At 42.1% G+C, this 19,912-nt stretch carries 19 protein-coding genes; 14 read left to right on the top strand and 5 right to left on the bottom strand.

All coding sequences use genetic code 11. The features are described from left to right. The first annotated feature begins 62 nt into the window (after positions 1 to 62). The gene (locus tag DLJ48_RS01435; protein ID WP_128685260.1) at positions 63 to 938 is read left to right on the top strand and encodes a glycosyltransferase; all 876 of its coding nucleotides are present in this window, start codon (positions 63 to 65) and stop codon (positions 936 to 938) included. On the opposite strand, the gene DLJ48_RS01430 is transcribed toward DLJ48_RS01435, so the two are convergent. Continuing rightward, a complete protein-coding gene (locus tag DLJ48_RS01430) occupies positions 921 to 2,153 on the bottom strand; it encodes a Fic family protein (RefSeq protein WP_128685258.1) in 1,233 nt (410 codons plus the stop codon). The two genes, DLJ48_RS01435 and DLJ48_RS01430, sit on opposite strands and share 18 nt — an antisense overlap. 179 nt (positions 2,154 to 2,332) lie before the next feature. On the opposite strand from DLJ48_RS01430, the gene rfbA reads away from it, so the two are divergent. The 3 genes from rfbA to rfbB are packed head-to-tail and all read left to right on the top strand — an operon-like array spanning position 2,333 to position 4,771. Next, on the top strand, positions 2,333 to 3,208 hold the full coding sequence (gene rfbA / locus DLJ48_RS01425; protein ID WP_128687047.1) for a glucose-1-phosphate thymidylyltransferase RfbA: 876 nt from the start codon (positions 2,333 to 2,335) through the stop codon (positions 3,206 to 3,208). After that, positions 3,209 to 3,778 carry a dTDP-4-dehydrorhamnose 3,5-epimerase gene (gene rfbC / locus DLJ48_RS01420; protein ID WP_128685256.1) on the top strand — a complete coding sequence of 190 codons (570 nt, stop codon included), beginning with the start codon at positions 3,209 to 3,211 and terminating at the stop codon, positions 3,776 to 3,778. Positions 3,779 to 3,781: 3 nt separating this feature from the next. After that, on the top strand, positions 3,782 to 4,771 hold the full coding sequence (gene rfbB, locus DLJ48_RS01415) for a dTDP-glucose 4,6-dehydratase (RefSeq protein WP_128685254.1): 990 nt from the start codon (positions 3,782 to 3,784) through the stop codon (positions 4,769 to 4,771). Between the two features lie 12 nt (positions 4,772 to 4,783). On the opposite strand, the gene DLJ48_RS01410 is transcribed toward rfbB, so the two are convergent. After that, positions 4,784 to 5,734 (bottom strand): AEC family transporter, encoded by a 951-nt coding sequence (locus tag DLJ48_RS01410; RefSeq protein ID WP_128685253.1) that lies wholly within the window; start codon positions 5,732 to 5,734, stop codon positions 4,784 to 4,786. 114 nt (positions 5,735 to 5,848) lie between these two features. Between DLJ48_RS01410 and rfbD the strand changes: the two genes are divergently transcribed. The 4 genes from rfbD to DLJ48_RS01390 are packed head-to-tail and all read left to right on the top strand — an operon-like array spanning position 5,849 to position 9,814. Continuing rightward, positions 5,849 to 6,691: a dTDP-4-dehydrorhamnose reductase gene (gene rfbD / locus DLJ48_RS01405; RefSeq protein WP_165438695.1), complete on the top strand. Its 843-nt coding sequence runs from the start codon at positions 5,849 to 5,851 to the stop codon at positions 6,689 to 6,691. After that, on the top strand, positions 6,688 to 7,704 hold the full coding sequence (locus DLJ48_RS01400) for a lipid II:glycine glycyltransferase FemX (protein ID WP_128685249.1): 1,017 nt from the start codon (positions 6,688 to 6,690) through the stop codon (positions 7,702 to 7,704). Before rfbD ends, DLJ48_RS01400 begins: the two co-directional genes overlap by 4 nt. Beyond that, complete coding sequence (locus DLJ48_RS01395; RefSeq protein ID WP_243148623.1) at positions 7,704 to 8,546, top strand: class A sortase; 843 nt, start codon at positions 7,704 to 7,706, stop codon at positions 8,544 to 8,546. Before DLJ48_RS01400 ends, DLJ48_RS01395 begins: the two co-directional genes overlap by 1 nt. Continuing rightward, entirely contained in the window at positions 8,546 to 9,814 is a 1,269-nt protein-coding gene (locus DLJ48_RS01390) for an aminoacyltransferase (RefSeq protein ID WP_128685245.1), read from the top strand. Before DLJ48_RS01395 ends, DLJ48_RS01390 begins: the two co-directional genes overlap by 1 nt. Positions 9,815 to 9,827: 13 nt before the next feature. Here DLJ48_RS01390 and DLJ48_RS01385 read toward each other — a convergent pair whose 3' ends face one another. Continuing rightward, the gene (locus tag DLJ48_RS01385) at positions 9,828 to 10,526 is read right to left on the bottom strand and encodes a histidine phosphatase family protein (protein ID WP_128685243.1); all 699 of its coding nucleotides are present in this window, start codon (positions 10,524 to 10,526) and stop codon (positions 9,828 to 9,830) included. Positions 10,527 to 10,618: 92 nt separating this feature from the next. Here DLJ48_RS01385 and helD point away from each other — a divergent pair, with 92 nt between their 5' ends. The 3 genes from helD (at position 10,619) to smpB (ending at position 15,633) form a co-directional block, all read left to right on the top strand. Then, positions 10,619 to 12,907, top strand: coding sequence for an RNA polymerase recycling motor HelD (gene helD, locus DLJ48_RS01380; protein ID WP_128687046.1), 2,289 nt, complete (start codon positions 10,619 to 10,621; stop codon positions 12,905 to 12,907). A gap of 99 nt (positions 12,908 to 13,006) precedes the next feature. Next, a complete protein-coding gene (gene rnr, locus DLJ48_RS01375) occupies positions 13,007 to 15,166 on the top strand; it encodes a ribonuclease R (protein ID WP_128685241.1) in 2,160 nt (719 codons plus the stop codon). After that, entirely contained in the window at positions 15,166 to 15,633 is a 468-nt protein-coding gene (gene smpB / locus DLJ48_RS01370; protein ID WP_128685239.1) for an SsrA-binding protein SmpB, read from the top strand. Before rnr ends, smpB begins: the two co-directional genes overlap by 1 nt. On the opposite strand, the gene DLJ48_RS01365 is transcribed toward smpB, so the two are convergent. Continuing rightward, positions 15,627 to 16,169: an LURP-one-related/scramblase family protein gene (locus DLJ48_RS01365; protein ID WP_128685237.1), complete on the bottom strand. Its 543-nt coding sequence runs from the start codon at positions 16,167 to 16,169 to the stop codon at positions 15,627 to 15,629. The two genes, smpB and DLJ48_RS01365, sit on opposite strands and share 7 nt — an antisense overlap. 15 nt (positions 16,170 to 16,184) lie before the next feature. On the opposite strand from DLJ48_RS01365, the gene DLJ48_RS01360 reads away from it, so the two are divergent. Together DLJ48_RS01360 and pta are read left to right on the top strand one after the other, a co-directional pair. Beyond that, on the top strand, positions 16,185 to 16,865 hold the full coding sequence (locus tag DLJ48_RS01360) for a uracil-DNA glycosylase (protein ID WP_128685235.1): 681 nt from the start codon (positions 16,185 to 16,187) through the stop codon (positions 16,863 to 16,865). 55 nt (positions 16,866 to 16,920) lie between these two features. Then, positions 16,921 to 17,910 (top strand): phosphate acetyltransferase, encoded by a 990-nt coding sequence (gene pta / locus DLJ48_RS01355; protein WP_128685233.1) that lies wholly within the window; start codon positions 16,921 to 16,923, stop codon positions 17,908 to 17,910. Here pta and DLJ48_RS01350 read toward each other — a convergent pair. Continuing rightward, positions 17,907 to 18,227, bottom strand: coding sequence for a lactoylglutathione lyase (locus DLJ48_RS01350; protein ID WP_128687045.1), 321 nt, complete (start codon positions 18,225 to 18,227; stop codon positions 17,907 to 17,909). The genes pta and DLJ48_RS01350 overlap by 4 nt on opposite strands. Positions 18,228 to 18,277: 50 nt before the next feature. Here DLJ48_RS01350 and DLJ48_RS01345 point away from each other — a divergent pair, with 50 nt between their 5' ends. Next, complete coding sequence (locus DLJ48_RS01345; RefSeq protein WP_128685231.1) at positions 18,278 to 19,849, top strand: ABC-F family ATP-binding cassette domain-containing protein; 1,572 nt, start codon at positions 18,278 to 18,280, stop codon at positions 19,847 to 19,849. Positions 19,850 to 19,912 lie beyond the last annotated feature (63 nt).

Genomic DNA, 19,912 nt, shown 5'->3' with positions numbered 1-19,912 from the left:
ATAGAGGTGACAAGCAAGCGCGTTTTTTTAAAACCGCTTACAATGTGATTAAGAGGTGAGAAATGGGATTAACATCGACTGTCATCATGGCTAGTTATAACGGTTCTGAATATATCTACGAGCAGCTCCAGTCAATTTTTGAACAAACTGTTCCTGTTACCAAAGTGCTGATTCGTGATGATCGGTCTAGTGATGATACAGCAACGATCGTAGAAGATTTTATCCGTTTGCACGGACTCGCTGATCATTGGGATTTTCAAATTAATCCACAAAGAAAAGGCTGGCGGGAAAATTTCATCGATATGCTGGCGGCTAGCAAGACAGATGTTATTTTTTATAGTGATCAAGATGATATTTGGCGGCATGATAAAGTGGCCGCTAGCTTGGCTAGTTTTGCTGCTGTAGATGAAATGGAAGTACTCGTCTCTGATTATGAAATCATACCAGCTGATCAAAAATTATTGTTTGTACGGCAGATCGAAGAAGAAATTGTTGCTGAAAAGCTATATAAAATTGCGCTCACGTTAAACAATTTAGCTATTTATCGTCCCGGTTGTGGCATGGCCTTAAGAAGTTCGATCGTTAAATCAACGATCGATATTTTTAGAGAAATTACGATTGATTTCAATGGCTTATCACAAACACATGATCAAGCAGCTTGGCTGGCTGCGATCATTCGCGGGTCGCTTTATCATTTACACGAATCCTTATTTATCCGCCGCATCCGAGCTGATAGTACTTGGCAAATGGAAAAAAGGGCCAATCAGAATTTATTTCTTGGTCTGCCAAAAGAAAATCCGAATTTTATCCGTTATTTATCCGAAATAGCAAAACATTTTCATGACGACCAATCGGAAATCGAAGGCCTAGAAGCTGATTTCAAACAAATCGTGAATCAAAAAATTCAAAAGTTTGGCTCCTCAAAGAATATTGATTAGATGCTGACCTGGATTTTTTTTGATCGTGACGATCTGCTTGCTGCTGACTAATGCTTTAATGGCAAAATTAACTGCCCGTTTTGACTGGTGACCATTCTGAGCATGCTTTAAAATATCACGATCAAGCAGGCCGCTAGTTTGACTAGCTGAAAAAAGGGCTGACTGTGCCAATAGATTTAACACAAAATAACCGCTTGAATTGACCGGATACAATGTTTGGATCTTTTGATTCAAATCGGTCAGTTTTTTTAGTTTGCCAGTTAAATTTTCAATAACAGTTCGTTGTCTTTCTTCGATCATTTCCAACAGATCAGCCACAAAAGAACTGCCCTCGGCGAAATTTTCTGCATCACTAAAGGCTATAGCGGCTTTGTTATAGCTGTCTGGGCTTTTGGCGATCATTTGTGAAACATTCAGACCGCTCACAATATCTAGCTTGCGTGCTAAATATAACGATAGGATGTAACGACCAGTTTGACCATTGCCATCATAAAAGGGATGCAGATTTTCAAAACAGCCATGAGCGAGCAGCCCTTTTAGTAAGAAAGGAATATTCTTATTTGAAATGAATTTTAGCCATTGACCGATTCGCCTTTCCAGATCCTCCTGATCACCTGGCAGCTGATAGCCGATCTCATCATCAGAATGCTTGATAACACTGGTTCGGCTACGAAAAAAAGCACCATCGGGTAACTGCTCATGTTTAATAAGACCATGTAATAGCTGATCATAAATTTTCCGAATATCGATCGGACTTTCGATACGCTGATAATCATGATCAATGATTGCTTGATACATCTTTGCCATAGCGGCAAAACGAATTTCTCGATAGCTGTTTGTGTCCAACGCTTTGATTGCGATCTCAACTTCATTAGGACTATTTTTCAAACCGGCTAACTGGTTGTTTGCTAGTATCTCATTGATCATTTGCTTTTGAATATAAAGCCCTCGGGCTGTGCTTGGCATTTGGGCCAGCAGTGCTATGAGTTCGTCGGAGTTGTAGCGGATGCGTTCGGAGCTGATCGCGATTTCTCGAAGGGGCACAACAAAAAGTTCGCGCTGATCGCCAGACAAGATTGCTTGAGCGGACAAGTATGGAAAAAGACCAGTTTTAAAAGTACCGTAGCTGTGAAAACGTCGATCATATTCGTTTGCGACTGCTTTGAAATCATGATGTGTCTCGTAGGCAACTGTTTTGAGTGTTTTATAGACCATGGCTAATTTCCTTAAAATATTTAAAATAATAAAATATAAACATTATTATGACTTAAATATCGTCAAAAATTCATAAATTGAAGAATTAATATTTCATTTAGTTGATAATTTTCGCATAAGCAGCATTATGCGAATTAAAGTTAGTATACTGAAATTAAATTGCAAAAGAAAGGCAAATGATGAAAGGTATTATTTTAGCCGGCGGTTCGGGGACGCGTCTTTACCCGATCACAAAGGCAACGAGCAAACAATTAGTGCCGATTTACGACAAACCGATGATTTACTATCCGATGTCTGTCTTGATGCTGGCCGGTATCAAAGATATTTTATTGATCAGTACAGCAGAATTTCTGCCCCAGTTTCAAGAACTATTCGGCGATGGTTCGACACTTGGTCTGCATATCGGCTACAAAGTCCAACCGGCGCCAAATGGTTTAGCTGAAGCCTTTATTCTCGCTGATGATTTTATTGGTGACGATTCAGTCGCTTTGGTGTTGGGCGATAATATTTTCTACGGTGCTGGCTTGTCCAAGCTTCTCCAGGAGGCTGAAAGCAAGGAGCGGGGGGCCACTGTTTTTGGCTATCAAGTCAAAGACCCTGAGCGCTTTGGCGTGGTAGATTTCGATGATCAAGGACACGCATTATCGATTGTTGAAAAGCCGTCAAAGCCGAAATCCAATTATGCAGTGACAGGTCTTTATTTTTATGACAATGATGTTGTTGATATTGCCAAACACATACAGCCGTCTCCACGCGGCGAACTGGAAATTTCGGATATTAATGCTGAATATCTACGACGCGGTGATTTGGATGTCAAGGTCATGGGACGCGGTTTTGCCTGGTTGGATACAGGTACACACGACTCGTTATTAAGAGCTTCTAATTTTATTGCCACAATTCAAAAACAGCAGAATTTAAAAGTAGCGTCACTAGAAGAAATCGCGTATCGCATGGGTTATATTTCCGTTGATCATTTACGCGAATTAGCTCAGCCCTTAAAGAAAAATGACTATGGTCAGTATTTATTGAGAATTTCAGAGGAGAAGCACAATTAAATGGTTAAATTAATCAATACAAAATTACAAGATGTGAAACTGATCGAGACGGATGTTTTCGGTGATAATCGCGGCTTTTTTACAGAAACATGGACGAAGGAAAAGTTCGAGGCCCTTGGTCTTAAATATGATTTCACCCAGGACAATCAATCCTTGTCAGCTGAAGCGGGCGTTTTACGCGGGATGCATTATCAATTAGCGCCTTATACGCAGACGAAGATCGTGCGCGTTGTGACTGGTGTGATCTGGGATTGCTTGGTCGATCTGCGAAAGGGTTCACCAACTTACAGTCAATGGGAAGGCTACATTTTATCAGAGTATAATCATCGGCAGCTGCTGGTACCAAAGGGTTTTGCTCATGGATTTGTCACTTTGACGCCAAATGTGAATTTCATTTACAAAGTCGATGGCTATTATGCACCACAGGCAGATCGCGGTATTGCCTTTAATGATCCGGATGTTGGTATCCAATGGCCAACTGATGTTAGTCATGCGATTATGTCCGACAAAGATTTAAAACGGCCGCAGTTGAAGGATGCAGAAAATAATTTTATTTATGGGGAGATCTAAACGATGGCTATGAATATTCTTGTTACAGGCGGTGCTGGTTTTATCGGTTCCAACTTCATTCACTATATGTTGGATGCCCATCCCGAAGATAATTTGATTGACTTGGATCTCTTGACTTATGCCGGCAATTTGCATAATTTTGACGACATTAAAGATCAGCCGAAACATATTTTTGTGCATGGCGATATCCGTAATGCCCAATTAGTCGACTTTTTATTTAAGACTTATGATTTCGATGCAGTCGTTAACTTTGCTGCTGAATCACATGTGGATCGTTCGATCCTGCATCCAGAATTATTCGTCCAGACCAATGTTGAAGGCACGGTTAATTTATTGCAAACTGCCAAAAAATACGGCATTAAAAAGTTTTTGCAAGTATCAACTGATGAAGTTTACGGCAGCCTTGGCCAGACTGGTTATTTTGATGAAGAAACGGCTTTGGCACCAAATTCACCTTATTCTGCTTCTAAAGCATCAGCGGATATGGAAGTACGTGCTTTTTATGAAACTTATGGTTTGAATGTAAATATCACGCGGACCTCGAACAATTATGGCCCTTATCAATTCCCAGAAAAATTGATTCCTTTGATGGTGACGAACGCTATGACTGGCGGCGATTTGCCGATTTATGGGGATGGCCAGAATATTCGCGACTGGCTTTATGTCAAAGACCATGGTCGGGCAATTGATTTAGTTTTGCGTGAAGGCAAAGCTGGTGAAATCTATAATGTTGGCGGACACAATGAAAAAACCAATAATCAGATCGTTCAGTTGATCGTAGACAATTTGGGAATTTCCAAAGATCGTATTAAATATGTGAAAGACCGTTTGGGTCATGATCGGCGTTACGCGATCGATCCAAGTAAAATTAAGCGTGACCTCGGCTGGGAGCCGACGATCATGTTTGATGAAGGAATCGTCAAAACGATTGATTGGTATAAAAATAATGAACAATGGTGGCAGCCATTAAAAGCCAAAGCGGCGCTGAAATAATTCGGCGTTTTTTTATAGGGCCAAATGGCTAATGATCAGCATCATGATCGGGACGATCGCTAAGGATAACAAGGTCGTTTCTGTGACCATTATCGATGAAAAATTAGCATCGGCTTTATACATTTTGGAAACGACCGGCGCGTTGGTCATCACTGGCATGCAGGACTGCAAAATAAAGACTTGTTTCATCAAAATCGGCATGGAACTGGGCAGCACCAAGAGCATCATCAGCATTGGTGCAAACAGAAAGCGACCGGATAAAACGCCTAAGCTGTCACGGTTGATTTCCATATTTTTGATACCGGCTTTATGGACTGAAATGCCGATAAAGATCATAGATAGTGGAATCGTCAAAGCACCCATATAATTAAAGCCTTTCATAAGAAAACTAGGCAAATGAATGTTCAAAACAACCAGCAGTACGCCGATGATAAAACCGATCAAAGGTGCTGAAAAGATCTTTTGCATGACCGCTTTTAGACTGACTTCTGGGTCCTTTTGGCCATCTCGCTGAATCAAATAGACACCTAGAGTCCAAAAAATAGTCGTGTTCGCCATATAATAGACGAGCACATAGGGCGAACTTTTCGGTCCGAAAATAGCCAGATTAATTGGCAGCCCCACGAACACTGTATTGGAATTAAAAAACATTGATTCGAAAAGTCCTTTATGTTTAAGCTTAACTTTGATCAAGCGCACAATGAGAATAGACAGTGCATACAAAATCAGCATTGATAAGACTGGATAGCGAAGATCTGGTAGCATATGCAGGAGCTCGCCCTTGGAGAAATCATTTGTGATCGAGGAGATCATGTAGGGTGGCAAGGCAATTTGTGTCACTAAGCGGGCGATCAATTTGGTTGAATCCTCAGTAAACCAGCCGCGATCAGCTAGCACATAACCGACTGCCACCATTAAAATGATCATTAAAATTCCTGATCCACTTTCTAAAAATACCTGCATAACATTTGTCCACCTTTAAAAAACAATTGTCTCTAAATTATCACTATTGAGCATGTTTTTCACATTCTTTTTCAGGCTGAAAACTGATCATGGGTGTGAGTTATGATTAGCATTATGAAATATTTAATTACTGGAGCCAATGGACAGCTCGGTCAAGAGCTGCATGAATTATTAGAAAGATCTGGTATTGATTTTGTTGCCTATGATGCCAAAACGCTCGATATTACAAATCGGCAACTGGTTTTTGAGGCAGTGCAGGCACAGCGGCCTGATGTTATTTTAGATGCGGCTGCCTACACGAAGGTTGATTTGGCTGAAGACCAGGGTAAAGACCTGAATTGGGCCGTGAACCGTGATGGCACAAAAAATCTAGCCCAGGCAGCTAAAAATTTTCAGGCAAAACTTGTTTATATTTCCACCGACTATGTTTTTGATGGTACGAAGACGGGCGACTATTTAGAAACTGACCAAACTGCAGCTAAAAATGAATATGGCAAGGCAAAACTGGCCGGTGAAGAAGCGGTTTTGGCGAGCGGTGCAGCAGCCTATATTATTCGAACTAGCTGGGTATTTGGCCAGTACGGAAAAAATTTCGTCTACACAATGTTAAAACTCGCTCAGGCACATCCCCAGCTTTCGGTCGTTAATGATCAGATCGGCCGGCCGACTTGGACAAAAACATTGGCTGAATTTATACTTTATCTCGTCGACCATGATGCAGCATATGGTATTTATAATTTGTCAAATGACCATACGGCCAGTTGGTTTGACTTTGCAAAAGAAATTTTAAAAGATAAACAAGTTGATATTCGACCAGTGAGTTCAGATCAGTTTCCACAAAAAGCCTATCGTCCGCGGCACTCGGTTTTGAGTTTAGCAAAAAGTAAAGCGACGGGTTTTGTGATACCAACTTGGCAAGAGGCGTTAAAAATGTCGGGTATGATAGATAAGTTATGATATTAAATTTAAATGATGAAAAAACAGTAAAAAAATACAATCAATTTGTCCGCAGTAATTGGCGTGGACAGGCAACACAAGATACACTTTGGGGCGAATTGAAAGATAATTGGGGCCATCTTTATGTTTATCAAGAGGATGCCCAGGGTCAAATCACGGCTGCTATGGCTGTCTTGACGATCGAAGCGGTTCCTGGAAAATTATTAGCATATTCACCGCGCGGACCGATCGCAGATTTTGAGAATATCGAACTTGTTAACAGCCTTGTCGATGAAGCGGTCGCGGCCTTGCCGGATGATGTTTTTCTATTGCGTATGGATCCAGAAGTACTGTACGATGCTGGCTTAAATGACCGCTATATCGCTGCTGGTTATCAGACACGCAATGTTGATATCGAGCACATGCACGGTAATATTCAGCCGCGGAGAAACATGGTCCTCAGCTACGAAGGTATCCACAGCGACGATGAATTGATGGTCCACTTTAAGCGTGCTTATCGTAATCAGATCCGTCGAGCGATCAAGGATGGCGTGACGGTTGATTCAGGCAGCTCGCATGAGTTTATTGATCGTTTTTACGATACCTACGTGATGATGGCACATACTCAGCAGATCACCTATCGGCCTAAAGAATATTTTTATCGCATGAGTGATTTATTTGCAGAAACAGGATTATTCAAAGTATTTTTAGCCCACTTTGAAAACCAGGTCATCTGTGCTGGGATCGGTTTTGCCCATGGCGATGAGATCTGGTACATGTATGCTGGCTCTGATCGTGCCTACTCCAAACACTATGGTCCTTATCTGCTTCAATGGGAAATGACCAAGTGGGGCCTATCTTTGGGCAAGGCCGAGTATGATTTTGGCGGTGTGGATCGTTTTGACCCAAGTGATGGTCTGTATCGTTTCAAACACGGCTTTACTTATGAAGACCAGCCGCGTGAATATATCGGCGAAATAGATAAAGTGCTTGACCAGCAGGCTTACGAACAATATCTCTTGACTTTTAAATAATGGTTAAAAAATTAAAGCACAATCAGAACACGAGTGTCGCTAGGCGATGGCTGCTGCCTGTTCTAATTTTGTTATTGTTTGCAGCTACCTCAGGTTATTTAATCTATCAGCATTATCAGGAACTTTACGCTCGGATTCAGCCCTTAAAAGTCTATCAGCCGAAAAAAAGTTTTGCCAAGAAGACAGATACCCATTATGCGGCTGATATCTTAAAAATGGTCAAATGGAATCCTCACGCTGATCAAGGACAGACGAAGATTGGTTATGTCGGCATTCCCAGCAGGCATATTTTATTGCCGATCTACGTCAATCCTTACAGCAGCGTGACCTTGAATTTAGGTGCTGCTTCGGTTAAAGGCCAGACAATGGGCGAGAAAACTAATTTCTCTCTGGCAGCTCATAATTTTAATAATCATGTGACGGGTTTTTCAGCGCTGCAATTGCGTCAAAATAGTAATGCACCATATTTGACAAGCAGCGGTACACATGATGTTCACAGTCTTGACAAGACGAAAATTTATACGATCGATAAAAATTATTTGTATGTCTATGAAATAGTGCTGCAGGAAACAGTTTATAAAGATCAAGTTTCGATCATGGATCCCAACAACACGATCAAAGGAAAGCCGACTTTGACCGTCATTTCATGTCTGTTTCCCAACATAAATTATCGAATCGTGACCAGGGCGGTACTGTCGCATAAGTATCCAGTCTTAAAGGCGCCTGCAACACTATTAAAGGTCTTTGATATGCGAATCAATGAAACAAATGCACACGTTAATTGGTGGAATCCTGGTCAAGAAGAGGGTGCCAATGGCGCAATGGGAGGATTTAAGAAATAATGTCATACAAATTCAGTGAATTAGATGATCTTGACTATGCCCGTTTTGAGCAATCACATCCACAAGGTAATTTTATCCAGTCGCTTGAGCAGAAGAATTTATTAAACCAACGCGGCGATCAGGTAAAACTGCTGGGTTTAACAGATGACGACGGCAATATTGCTGCGGCCGCTGTTGTGACTTGGTCTAAAGTCAAATTTGGCGAGCTTTTTTCGATTGAACGCGGACCTTTGCTAGATTACTCTGATACAGCTTTATTTCAAAGCTTTATTGATGGCTTAAGACATTTTGCTCGGCAGCATAATGGTCTTTTTATTCGTATTAGACCGAATATTGCTTACGCAGAATTCACGGAAAAAGGTGATTTGATCGGTGAAAAGAACACTAAACTCGTTGAAAAATTAGCCGCTTTAGCCAGCGATTCCCAATTACCCGCCGTTGGTTATTCAACTTCCGGTGAACCTGAATGGCAATTCGTTAAAGATCTGCGCCAAGTTGATCCGCAGAACGTTGTGAAATCTTACAATCGACAGGCAAAATATCATCTGAATAAAAACAAGCAATTCGGCATTAAGCTCAGACAGATCGGTAAAGATGAGTTAGCAGCTTTTAAAAAAATTACGCAGGCAACCGCTGATCGTCTGCATTACCATGATAAAGATCTGTCTTTTTACGAGACCTTATTTGATATTTATCGGGATAAAGCGAAATTTATGTTTGCTGAGATCAATTTCAAAGATTATGCACGATCCATCAGCCAAGACCTCGAGGATGTTCAAAACAAGCTGGTTCGGCTGGCTGGTGAAAAATATCAGGATTTAACCGATCTTAGCGATCTTTCGGCTTCGGCTAAGCGCCAGCTGTCCGAAGGCTTGAAAACCGAAACAGCCCTGCAAAAACGGCTGGAAGAGGCTAAAACCATCCGTCGAAACAGTGCTACCGATGTTGCGCTGGTTGCTGTCGCTTTATTTGTGGTTGAACAGCAGGAAATCGTCTATCTTTACTCCGGCAGTGATGAAAATTATGAAGACTTTTTTGCACCTTACGAAATCCAAGATCACATGATCACAGAAGCTGTTAATGAAAAGATCCCGCTATACAATTTTTATGGTGTCAGCGGTAAATTTGATGGTTCAGATGGTGTTTTAGGTTTTAAAACTCATTTTAATGGCTGCACAAGAGAAATGGTCGGCAGTTTTGATTTTCCGGTTAATCGACCGAAATATCAGTTATACCGTTTTTTAAAAAACATATTGCATCGACAATAAAAAAATCTGGCAATTACCAGATTTTTTCGATATCATTCCATGTGTCGACGGTTACTTGACCGTCTTTTTTTGGCTCAAAGATCAATTTGCAAATGGCACCGTTTGCCAAACTCTTGGCTGCAAGATCTTCAGATTTATATTGGCTGGCTAAAGATCGCATGAGACTGCCGTGGGTCACGACGAGAATATTATCGCCGATCTGATAACTTTGCCGGATCGTATTTAAGCCGCGCTGCAGACGTTTATTGAATTCGTGGGCATCTTCGGCCAAATCTAGCGGGTCATTTTTTTTAAAAAGATCCATCAAATTGTCAAAACCATATTTTGCGATCGCACTGTTATAGCCGATCTGACATATTTCAGTGATAATGGCATCGGCATTTGCGCCAAATCCATCGGAAATTTCTCTATTGCTAAGGCCTTCAGCGCTTCCAAAAAAAACTTCTCGAAAATCTTTTTCGGACGTCGGCTTTTTTGGCGAATCAGCTTGATTGGCATCGAGAATAAATTTAGCAGTACGGTGAGCACGCGACAGATCGGATGAGTAGGCAGCTGTGAAATGAACCTTTGCCAGCCGTTTGCCAGCTGCTTGACCATCAGCGATGCCTTTATCGGTCAAGTCGATATCCGACCAGCCTTGAAAACGATTCATTAAATTAAAGTAGGTTTGTCCGTGGCGAACAAAAAATACGTTTATACCATTTTGTGTCATATTTTAATTTTAGCACGCAGTCTATTGTTCATAAGTCATGCAATCATACCCGATTCTGGCGTATAATATTATGACGATTTATGAAAGATATTATGAAAGACATTAAAGAAATTGAAGAGCAGAAACGACTTGATCTGGTTTTGCAGAAACTCGATGAAAAAATAGCGCAGACGCAGTCTCGGATCAAACGTGCTAATGACAATTTAAAAGAAGCCGAGAAGGGCTGGCAGGATATCAGCGTTAAATTTTCCGATTTTAACGCGGTTGTCGAGACTGGTGCATCTGTGCATGCACAACAGCAAATTCTGGCCCAAAAAGAACGCGATAAATCTCAAGCTGAGATCCAATATGAGACTTTGAAAAAACTTCAAGGGCACCCATATTTTGCCCGTATTGATTTTGTCGATGTCAGCAATCAAGCTCAGAAAAGCGAAAGCATTTATATCGGCTTGGCTTCTTTTGCGGACCAAGAGGGTCATTTTTATGTTTATGACTGGCGGGCACCTATTTCTTCGATCTATTACGATGGCGCTTTAGGCCGAATTGATTATCAGACACCGGCTGGCCAGCAGACGGCTGATGTGAAATTAAAACGTCAATTTGAAATTGCTGATGGCGTGATCATCACTTTGTTCGATACGGAAGAAGCTGTCGGCGACAAGCTGTTATTGGATGCGCTATCTGGCGATTCTTCGACAAAGATGAAATCGATCGTACGCACGATCCAGCAAGAGCAGAACCGTATCATTCGCGATACCGACTCTGATTTGCTATTTGTTCAAGGCGCCGCTGGATCTGGGAAAACAGCAGCCGTTTTGCAGCGGATCGCTTATTTGCTTTACCGATACCGCGGCAAGATCACTTCCGGCCAAGTTATTTTGTTTTCACCAAATCAGGTTTTCAACGATTACGTTAATGAAGTTTTGCCGGACTTGGGTGAAAACAATATGATTCAGATGACTTTTTATCAGTATGCCAACTATCGGCTGCCGAAAATCAACGTACAGACTTTAGCTGAACGCTTTGAGAGCGAAAACGACCCGGAATCAGTCAAATTAACCAATTTAAAAGGCAGCTTATCCTTTTTTAAAGCTGTCAAGAAATATTCAAAACAAATCAGTCGTGCCGGCATGAGCTTTCGCAATATTATGTTTCGCGATGATGCTTTTTTCAAAGCCAGCGATATTTCGGACGTTTATTATTCTTTCAATGACAATTATTCGCTTAGCCAGCGTCTAGAAGCGACCAAGCAGGCATTGCTGAGAAAGGTCAGCGGCCGGATCTCTTCAGAAATGAAAAAGGATTGGGTTGATATCACGATTCAAAATTTGCAGAGCGATGAATTGGAGATTTTACTGGGTGATCCCGATAAACGTCAGTTTGAGTCGGAGCAAAAAGAAAACAAGCAGTTGGCCAAAAAAATCGTTCGTGAGGCCTTTAAACCGATCGTTCGTAAGATCAATCGCGGCATTTTTATGAACCCTAATAAGCTTTTTATCGGCTTTTTACAGGCTATACCGAAATTGATCAATCTACAGGATTTTAATATTTCTGTTGATGAATGGCAGCACTCGGTTGAATCATCGCAAGCTGATCTATCGAGCCAAAAACTAAATCTAAACGATACGGCGATCTATTTGTACTTATTCGATTTGGTCAACGGCCATCATGGAGACCGCTCAATTCGTTTTCTCTTTGTTGATGAAGTACAGGATTATACGGCTTTCCAATTGGCTTTCTTAAAATTCTCGTTTCCTAAGGCAAAAATGACGCTATTAGGTGATTTGAATCAGGCGATTTTTACACGTACGAACGCCAAGACGCTTCAAGGAGCTATGTATGAATTATTTGATCCGGCCAAATCGAAGACGATTCAACTGACCAAAAGCTATCGTTCAACTGAACAGATCACGAACTTTACAAGTGCTTTACTAACAAGTGCAGAACCGATCGAGGCTTTTGCCCGCGAAGGTGAGAAACCTGTTTTCCAAGCTGGCGACTCATTAGCTCATTTGTCACAAGCACTGGCACGTAATTTAGCCGCTGGCTATACCACAGCTATTATTGCTAAAACGGCCGCTGAAGCCAAAGACGTTTTTCAAAGACTAACAGCTAAAGGAACAGCCTCGACTTTGATCACTTTAGAAAATCAGCGTTTGGTCCCTGGCACGATCATTATCCCTGGCTATTTGGCCAAGGGATTGGAATTTGATGCTGTCATCTTGTGGCAGGCTGATGATCATCATTATGCTGGCGAAGCCGATCGCGAGCTGCTTTATACGGTTGCGAGCCGAGCCATGCATCGTTTAACGATTCTGGCTGACCGAACCTTTAGTCGACTCTTTTCAACAGTTGATCCTCAACTTTATGACAATATCTGATACAATAGTAAACGACCAGCTGAGGTAGTAAATCTATCTACCTACCCGCCGCGATTTAATTATCGCGGCGTTTTTTTATTAACCGATATAATTATTAGTATGTCTAATCAATTCGCTTCAGAAAACTTTATTAACGGCACTTTTGTTGCCAATGCCAAGGGCTTCGGTTTCGTCAAGACTGATGAAGGTCAAGATGATTTGTTTATCGGCCGGTCTAATACGAATTTAGCCATGCAAAGCGATAATGTCCTGGCTTCGATCATTCATCCAGGCAAAGATGGCCGAGTGCCTGAAGGCAAAATTGAAAAAATTCTTGATCACGCCAACCAGCAGGTCGTTGGCATTTTTCGTTCGGGCGTTGATCGCAATGTGCTGCCGTCAATTCTAGACCCTGATGACTTTCTTGGTACGATCACATTTATAGATGAAAAACTGCAGGAATACACTTATCTCGTTGACAAAAAAGGGCTGCAAGCTCATGATCGCGATTCTGTGACGGCTTCGACTGGCCAATTTCCGACAGTTGATCAGCCGAAACTTCTGATCGGTTCAGTCACAAACGTGATCGGTCGTTCTGATGCGCCGGGCGTTGATATCTTGGAGATTGTTTATAGCCTGAAAATTCCAAGTGTTTATCCAGACAAAGCACAAGCACAAGCACGCGCGATTCCGCAAACGATCGATGTCAAAGCGGCTCTGGCTGATGGCCGGCCGGATTTTCGCGACCAGCCTTTGATCACGATCGATGGTGCTGATACGAAAGATATCGATGATGCAGTTGTTGTTTGGAAAATGGCCAATGGTCATTATCATTTAGGCGTCCACATTGCCGATGTTTCAAATTATGTGCCTGAAGGAACGCCGCTGGACGAAGAAGCTTATAAACGGGGTACCTCTGTCTACTTGACTGATCGCGTGATTCCGATGCTGCCAACAGAAATTTCAAATGGTATTGCTTCTTTAAATCCTAACGAGGACCGCCTTGCCATGTCTTGTGAAATGGAGATCGATGAACGCGGACAGATCGTTCACCATAGGATCCAGCCTAGTATTATTCGTTCACATGCTCGTATGACCTATGATTCGATCAATAAAATTTTGGCCGGTGATGTCGCAGAGACGGCTAAATACGCTGATTTATCAGATATGATCCATCAAATGGGCGATCTGCATCAGATCTTGGCTAAAATGCGTACGGCTCGTGGTGCGATCGAATTTGATAGTGATGAAGCTGAAATCATCATTGATAAAAAAGGTCACCCAACGGATGTGATCGTACGTGATCGCGGTATTGGCGAACGCATGATCGAATCCTTTATGCTTGCTGCCAATGAGACGGTTGCCGAACACTTTGATCGATTGCATGTCCCTTTTTTGTACCGTGTTCATGAAGTGCCTGAAGGTGACAAAGTGACCAATTTCTTTGAATTTATGGGAGCGATCGGTCATCCGATCAAGGCTGATCCGAAAAATCTTAAACCGAAGGATTTTCAAGCGGCCTTAGCGGCTGTTGCTGGGCTGCCAGAAGAAATGATGATTCAAACGATGATGCTAAGAGCCACTAAACAAGCTCACTATTCGCCTTTGCCAGTGGGCCACTTCGGCATTGCAGCTAAGTTTTATACGCATTTTACATCTCCGATTCGTCGATATCCTGATTTGGTCGTTCATCGTTTGATCAAACATTATGCTAAATTCGGTACTGGTCCAGATTCAACGGCCGCGGTTCGTGACAAATTACCTCAGATCGGTATTGATACTTCAGCTAGAGAACGCCGCTCGGTTGATGCTGAGCGTGCGACTAATGACATGAAGTTTGCTGAATATATGGAAGACCATATCGGTGCTGTCTATGATGGTGTCGTTAATTCAGCACTGAAGTTCGGACTGTTTATCACACTGCCCAACACAATTGAAGGACTTGTTCACATAAGTACGATGGTTGATGATGTTTACCAATATGATGAAACACGTCAGGCACTGATCGGCCGCACTCATCATCACATCTTTACGATCGGACAAAAGGTTAAGATCCAGGTTGTCAATTCAAACAAAGAGACGCGCAAAATTGATTTCAAATTAATTGATCCCCAAACCGCACCGATGACAAAAATCCGTCTGGCAGCCGATCTCCAACGCCGTAGTTTCAGCCATAATAACGCTGGCGGTCGTAACCAGCACCGGCCTGGCGATGGCCGCACTCAAAAAGGTGCTTATAAGTCAACCGGTAAATATCATTTGAAAGAGGGTCGCCGCTGATGGCTAAAAAAGATAAACATGACGACGCCCTTGCTCGTAATCGCCGTGCTTCTTTTAATTATTTGATCGGTGAGACTTATGAAGCCGGTCTGCAATTGACCGGTACTGAGATAAAATCGGTGCGCCTTGGTCAAATTACGATCGGGGATGCTTATATCATGATTCGCAGCAATGAAGCTTTTTTGAATAATGCCAATATTTCACCCTATAAGCAGGGAAACCAGTTTAATCCGGATCCTTTGCGCCGTCGTAAATTGCTGTTGCACAAAAAAGAGATCAAGGCGCTGGATGAAGCAACGGCTCAAGGCGGCAAGACGGTGGTTCCTTTAAAAGTCTATATCGTGAAAGGCTTCGCTAAAATTTTGATTGCCGTCGGGACTGGCAAAAATAATTATGATAAACGGCAAACGCTTAAAGATCGTGATTTAAAACGCGAAATGAACCGCAATTTAAAGAATTTTCACTGATTGATACGTGTTGCCATTTTATATTTATATTTATTTAATCGAGTCGGGAACTTTAACAGTCCACGATTTTTTTTCATACCCCAGCGGTCCAACAAGGCCGCGATCGCGACATGTACGGGCGCTTGGGCATCGTTTGCTACGTCAAGCTGATAGAACAAGCCATCTGGGAACTCGACTGGATTCACTTCTAATAATTTTTTTCGACCGTGTCTGATGCGATATTTGCCGGCTACGACTTCACCTGTGATGACCCAATTCAAATATCGGACAAAAATAACATCATTGAGACCGGCGAAATTAAAGCCGATCGAAGCGACATATTTGTCTTGGTATAAGAGTTGAAAACGCGGCAGGACACCATAGGAAATTTGTCTGATTCTCGCTTGCTCGACGCCTTTAACATCATAAACATACAGCACATCATTTTTGCTGCCGACTTTTCCGGAAATATTATAAGCCAATGAAAAATCTTCATTAAAAGCACGATTTTCTTTTTGATTTGTATTATGTTGTTGGGTTAAAAAGTAGCGACTCATACTATAATTTTAACCGTGAATGATTATTTAGTTAACTTAAAAAAGACGGATTGGTATGAACATCTGCTCCCAGTCATAGGGCAGAGCTACCTAGACCAGATCAATGAGTTTTTAAATCAGGCTTATGCTGGATCAACAGCTGTTTTCCCGCCGGCTGACAAAATTTTTTCCGCGATGTCCTATACAAGTTTGGCCGATACAAAGGTTATTATCGTTGGTCAAGATCCTTATCATGAGGCTGGACAGGCTCAGGGTCTCAGTTTTAGTGTGCCTGATGATTTTCCAGCACCTAGCAGTTTGCAGAACATTCATAAAGAAATTGCCAGCGATCTAGGCCGAACCCGTAGTTCTCATGACTTGATTCCTTGGGCCAAACAGGGTGTTTTGCTGCTGAACTCAGTCTTGACTGTGAAAGAGCATCAAGCTAATTCGCATGCTGGTGTGATTTGGGAAAAGTTAACGGATGCGATCATCCAATTGGCAAGTGCTGAACCGCAGCCGAAAGTTTTTATTCTATGGGGCAACTTCGCTAAAAAGAAGGCTGTTTTGATCAACTCTAACAAAGATTTGATTCTGCAATCAGTCCATCCTTCAGGATTTTCAGCTAATCGCGGCTTTTTCGGCAGCAGACCTTTTAGTCAAACTAATCAGTGGCTGCTAGCTCACGATCGTCAGGCAATCGATTGGTTAGCCTGATCTTGTAAATGAAAGCCTTTTCTACCATATAATGAATAGCGTAAGTGGAGGAGATATGACAGACTTATTTGTGGAATTGGCTGACAAAATCAAGGGCAAAGATCTTCGAGTGGTTTTCCCGGAAGGTGAAGACGCACGTATCCAAGGAGCCGCGATACGCTTGAAAAATAGCGGCCTATTGCAGCCGATCCTGCTTGGACACGATCAAGATATTCAAGCAGCAGCGAAACAACATCAATTTGATCTAACTGGCATTCAAATGATCGATCCAAATCAAGTTGATCAAAAACAATTTGATCAACTGGTGGATAAACTAGTTGAACGTCGTAAAGGACGAACCGATGCACAAACAGCAGCTGATTGGCTGAAAAACGTCAATTATTTTGCCACGATGCTGGTTTATACAGGCCAAGCCGACGCGATGGTTTCTGGAGCGGTCCATCCGACTGGTGATACGGTGCGGCCGGCTTTGCAAATTATTAAGACCTCAGCTGGCAATTCACGGATTTCCGGTGCTTTTATCATGCAAAAAGGCGATCAGCGTTACTTATTTGCTGATTCTGCGATCAATATCGAATTGGATGCACCGACACTGGCTGAAGTGGCGATCCAGTCAGCTAAGACCGCTCAGCTTTTTGGCATTGATCCAAAAGTAGCTATGCTGAGTTTTTCAACAAAAGGTTCAGCCAAGCATGAATTAGTCGATAAAGTGGTGCAAGCGACAAAATTGGCTCAAGAGAAAGCGCCGGAATTGGCTGACAGCATTGATGGCGAGCTGCAGTTTGATGCGGCTTTTGTTGAATCAGTCGCAGCGGCCAAGGCGCCAAAGTCCAAAGTTGCAGGCCATGCCAATGTCTTCATTTTTCCAAGTTTGGAAGCGGGTAATATTGGCTATAAAATCGCGCAGCGTTTGGGTGGATTTGAAGCGATCGGACCTATTTTACAAGGTTTAGCAGCACCTGTTTCTGATTTATCACGCGGTGCCGATGAGGAAGATGTTTATAAGGTTGCTATTATCACGGCTGCCCAGGCCATAAAAAATTAACGGTCTTCGTTGCCTTCTATGATGACTGTATTGCCCTCGGAATCTTGAATTCTCAGGGCAATTTTTTTGTTAAAACGATGTTCAGGTTTACCTTGTTCGACCAAAAAATTATTAGCTAAATGTTCTTGGATCTCATGCAAATGATCGCGGACGATGATTTCTGTTTCGATTTTTTCATCACTTTCGATAAATTGGATCGGGCTGCCATCAACAATTAATGTTGTTTGGTCGATAGGGTCTCTTAAAAAGTCAAACACATCGCGATAAAAGCGATAGGCGCGTTTAACATCACGTGCTGGAATAATTTTTGGACGCATTTTACGTGGTTTCATATCAGCGAGTATTTTATCATGCTAGACTGTTTCTTATGGCTTTATTAGATGTAACCGGGCTTTCAATGGCCTATGCGGATAAAAAATTATATACAGATGCTGATTTCACGCTGGAACGCGGCGAGCATTTAGGCATTGTTGGTCAAAACGGCGCTGGTAAATCAACCTTGATCAAAATTTTGACGGGAAATGTTTTGCCGATCGCAGGTCGGATCGACTGGAAGAAAAATATTCAGATCGGTTATTTAGATCAGTATGCCGACATTCCTTCAGGTATGAGCCTGATTGATTTTTTGCACACGGCCTATACCTATCTGTATGAAAAAGAAAAAAAGATGACAGATCTTTATACGGAATTTGCGCAAACAGGTGATGACAAGCTGCTGGATCGCGCAACGCGTTTTCAAAATGAATTGGATGCGGCCGATTTTTATTCGATCGATAACAATGTTGAACAAGTTATCACAGGGCTTGGCTTGGATTCGATCGGCCGTGATCATATTATTTCTGAAATGTCCGGCGGCCAGCGAGCCAAGATTATTTTGGCTAAGCTGCTGCTTGAGGGCAACGATGTGATTATTTTAGATGAGCCGACTAACTATTTAGATACCTCGCACATCAATTGGCTGGAGTCTTATTTACAGAATTACACTGGCGCTGCTTTGATTATCAGCCATGATTTTGATTTTTTGAATCAAGTGTCGAATGTGATTTTGGATGTTTCCTTCAATACCTTGACGAAATACCGCGGTAATTTTGATCAGGCGATGCAGCAGAAGGCTGAGAAAGCTGATCAGCAGCTGCGTGCTTACAATAAGCAGCAGGAAGTTATCAAAAAGACGAAGACCTTTATTCAGAAAAACAAAGCACGTGCTTCGACGACCGGTCGGGCCAAATCGCGTGAAAAAATGTTATCGCACATGGATATTATCGAACCGCCGCAGACTAATCCGACAGCGACTTTTACCTTTCCTTATGTTGATTCTCAATCAACTGATATGCTGAAGGCCGAAAAATTAGTCGTTGGTTACGACCCGAAAAAACCTATATTAAATCCAATCAGCTTTAGTATGTCAGCAGGCGAAAAATTTGTTTTCACTGGTTTTAACGGTGCTGGAAAATCTACTTTGATCAAGACTTTGTTAGGTATTTTACCGCCGATCTCAGGAAAATCGAAGTTTTCGCCTTCTGCCAAGACGAATTATTTTGATCAAGATCTGATCTGGGATGATGATAAAAAGACGCCCCTCAAAATCATGCAGGCGGCTTATCCGCTCGAAGAACAGCGGCGGCTGCGTCAGCGTTTGGGAGCAGCCGGTATTAATGCTGATAATGCGACCAAGCAAATGCGTTTATTATCTGGTGGCGAGCAGACAAAAGTTAAATTAGCTTTGATGGAACTGACGACGTCGAATTTTCTGATTTTAGATGAGCCGACAAACCATTTGGATGAAGCCACCAAACTGGCCTTAAAAAAGGCTATTCAAAAATTTGATGGCGGTCTGATCCTTGTTACACATGAAAGTAGTTTTTATCAGGGTTGGATCGACAAAGTGTTGGACATTGCCTCGATGTCGCACATGCAGCCTGGCGAAACAGAAGAATAAGCTATTTTGTAGAAATTTTTGTATTTTTGCTTGAAAAGGTCTGTTTAGCTGATAGTATTTAAA

This window comes from Oenococcus sicerae (assembly GCF_004102045.2).
Lineage (GTDB): Bacteria > Bacillota > Bacilli > Lactobacillales > Lactobacillaceae > Oenococcus > Oenococcus sicerae.
This window is presented reverse-complemented; position numbering and strand designations above follow the sequence as displayed.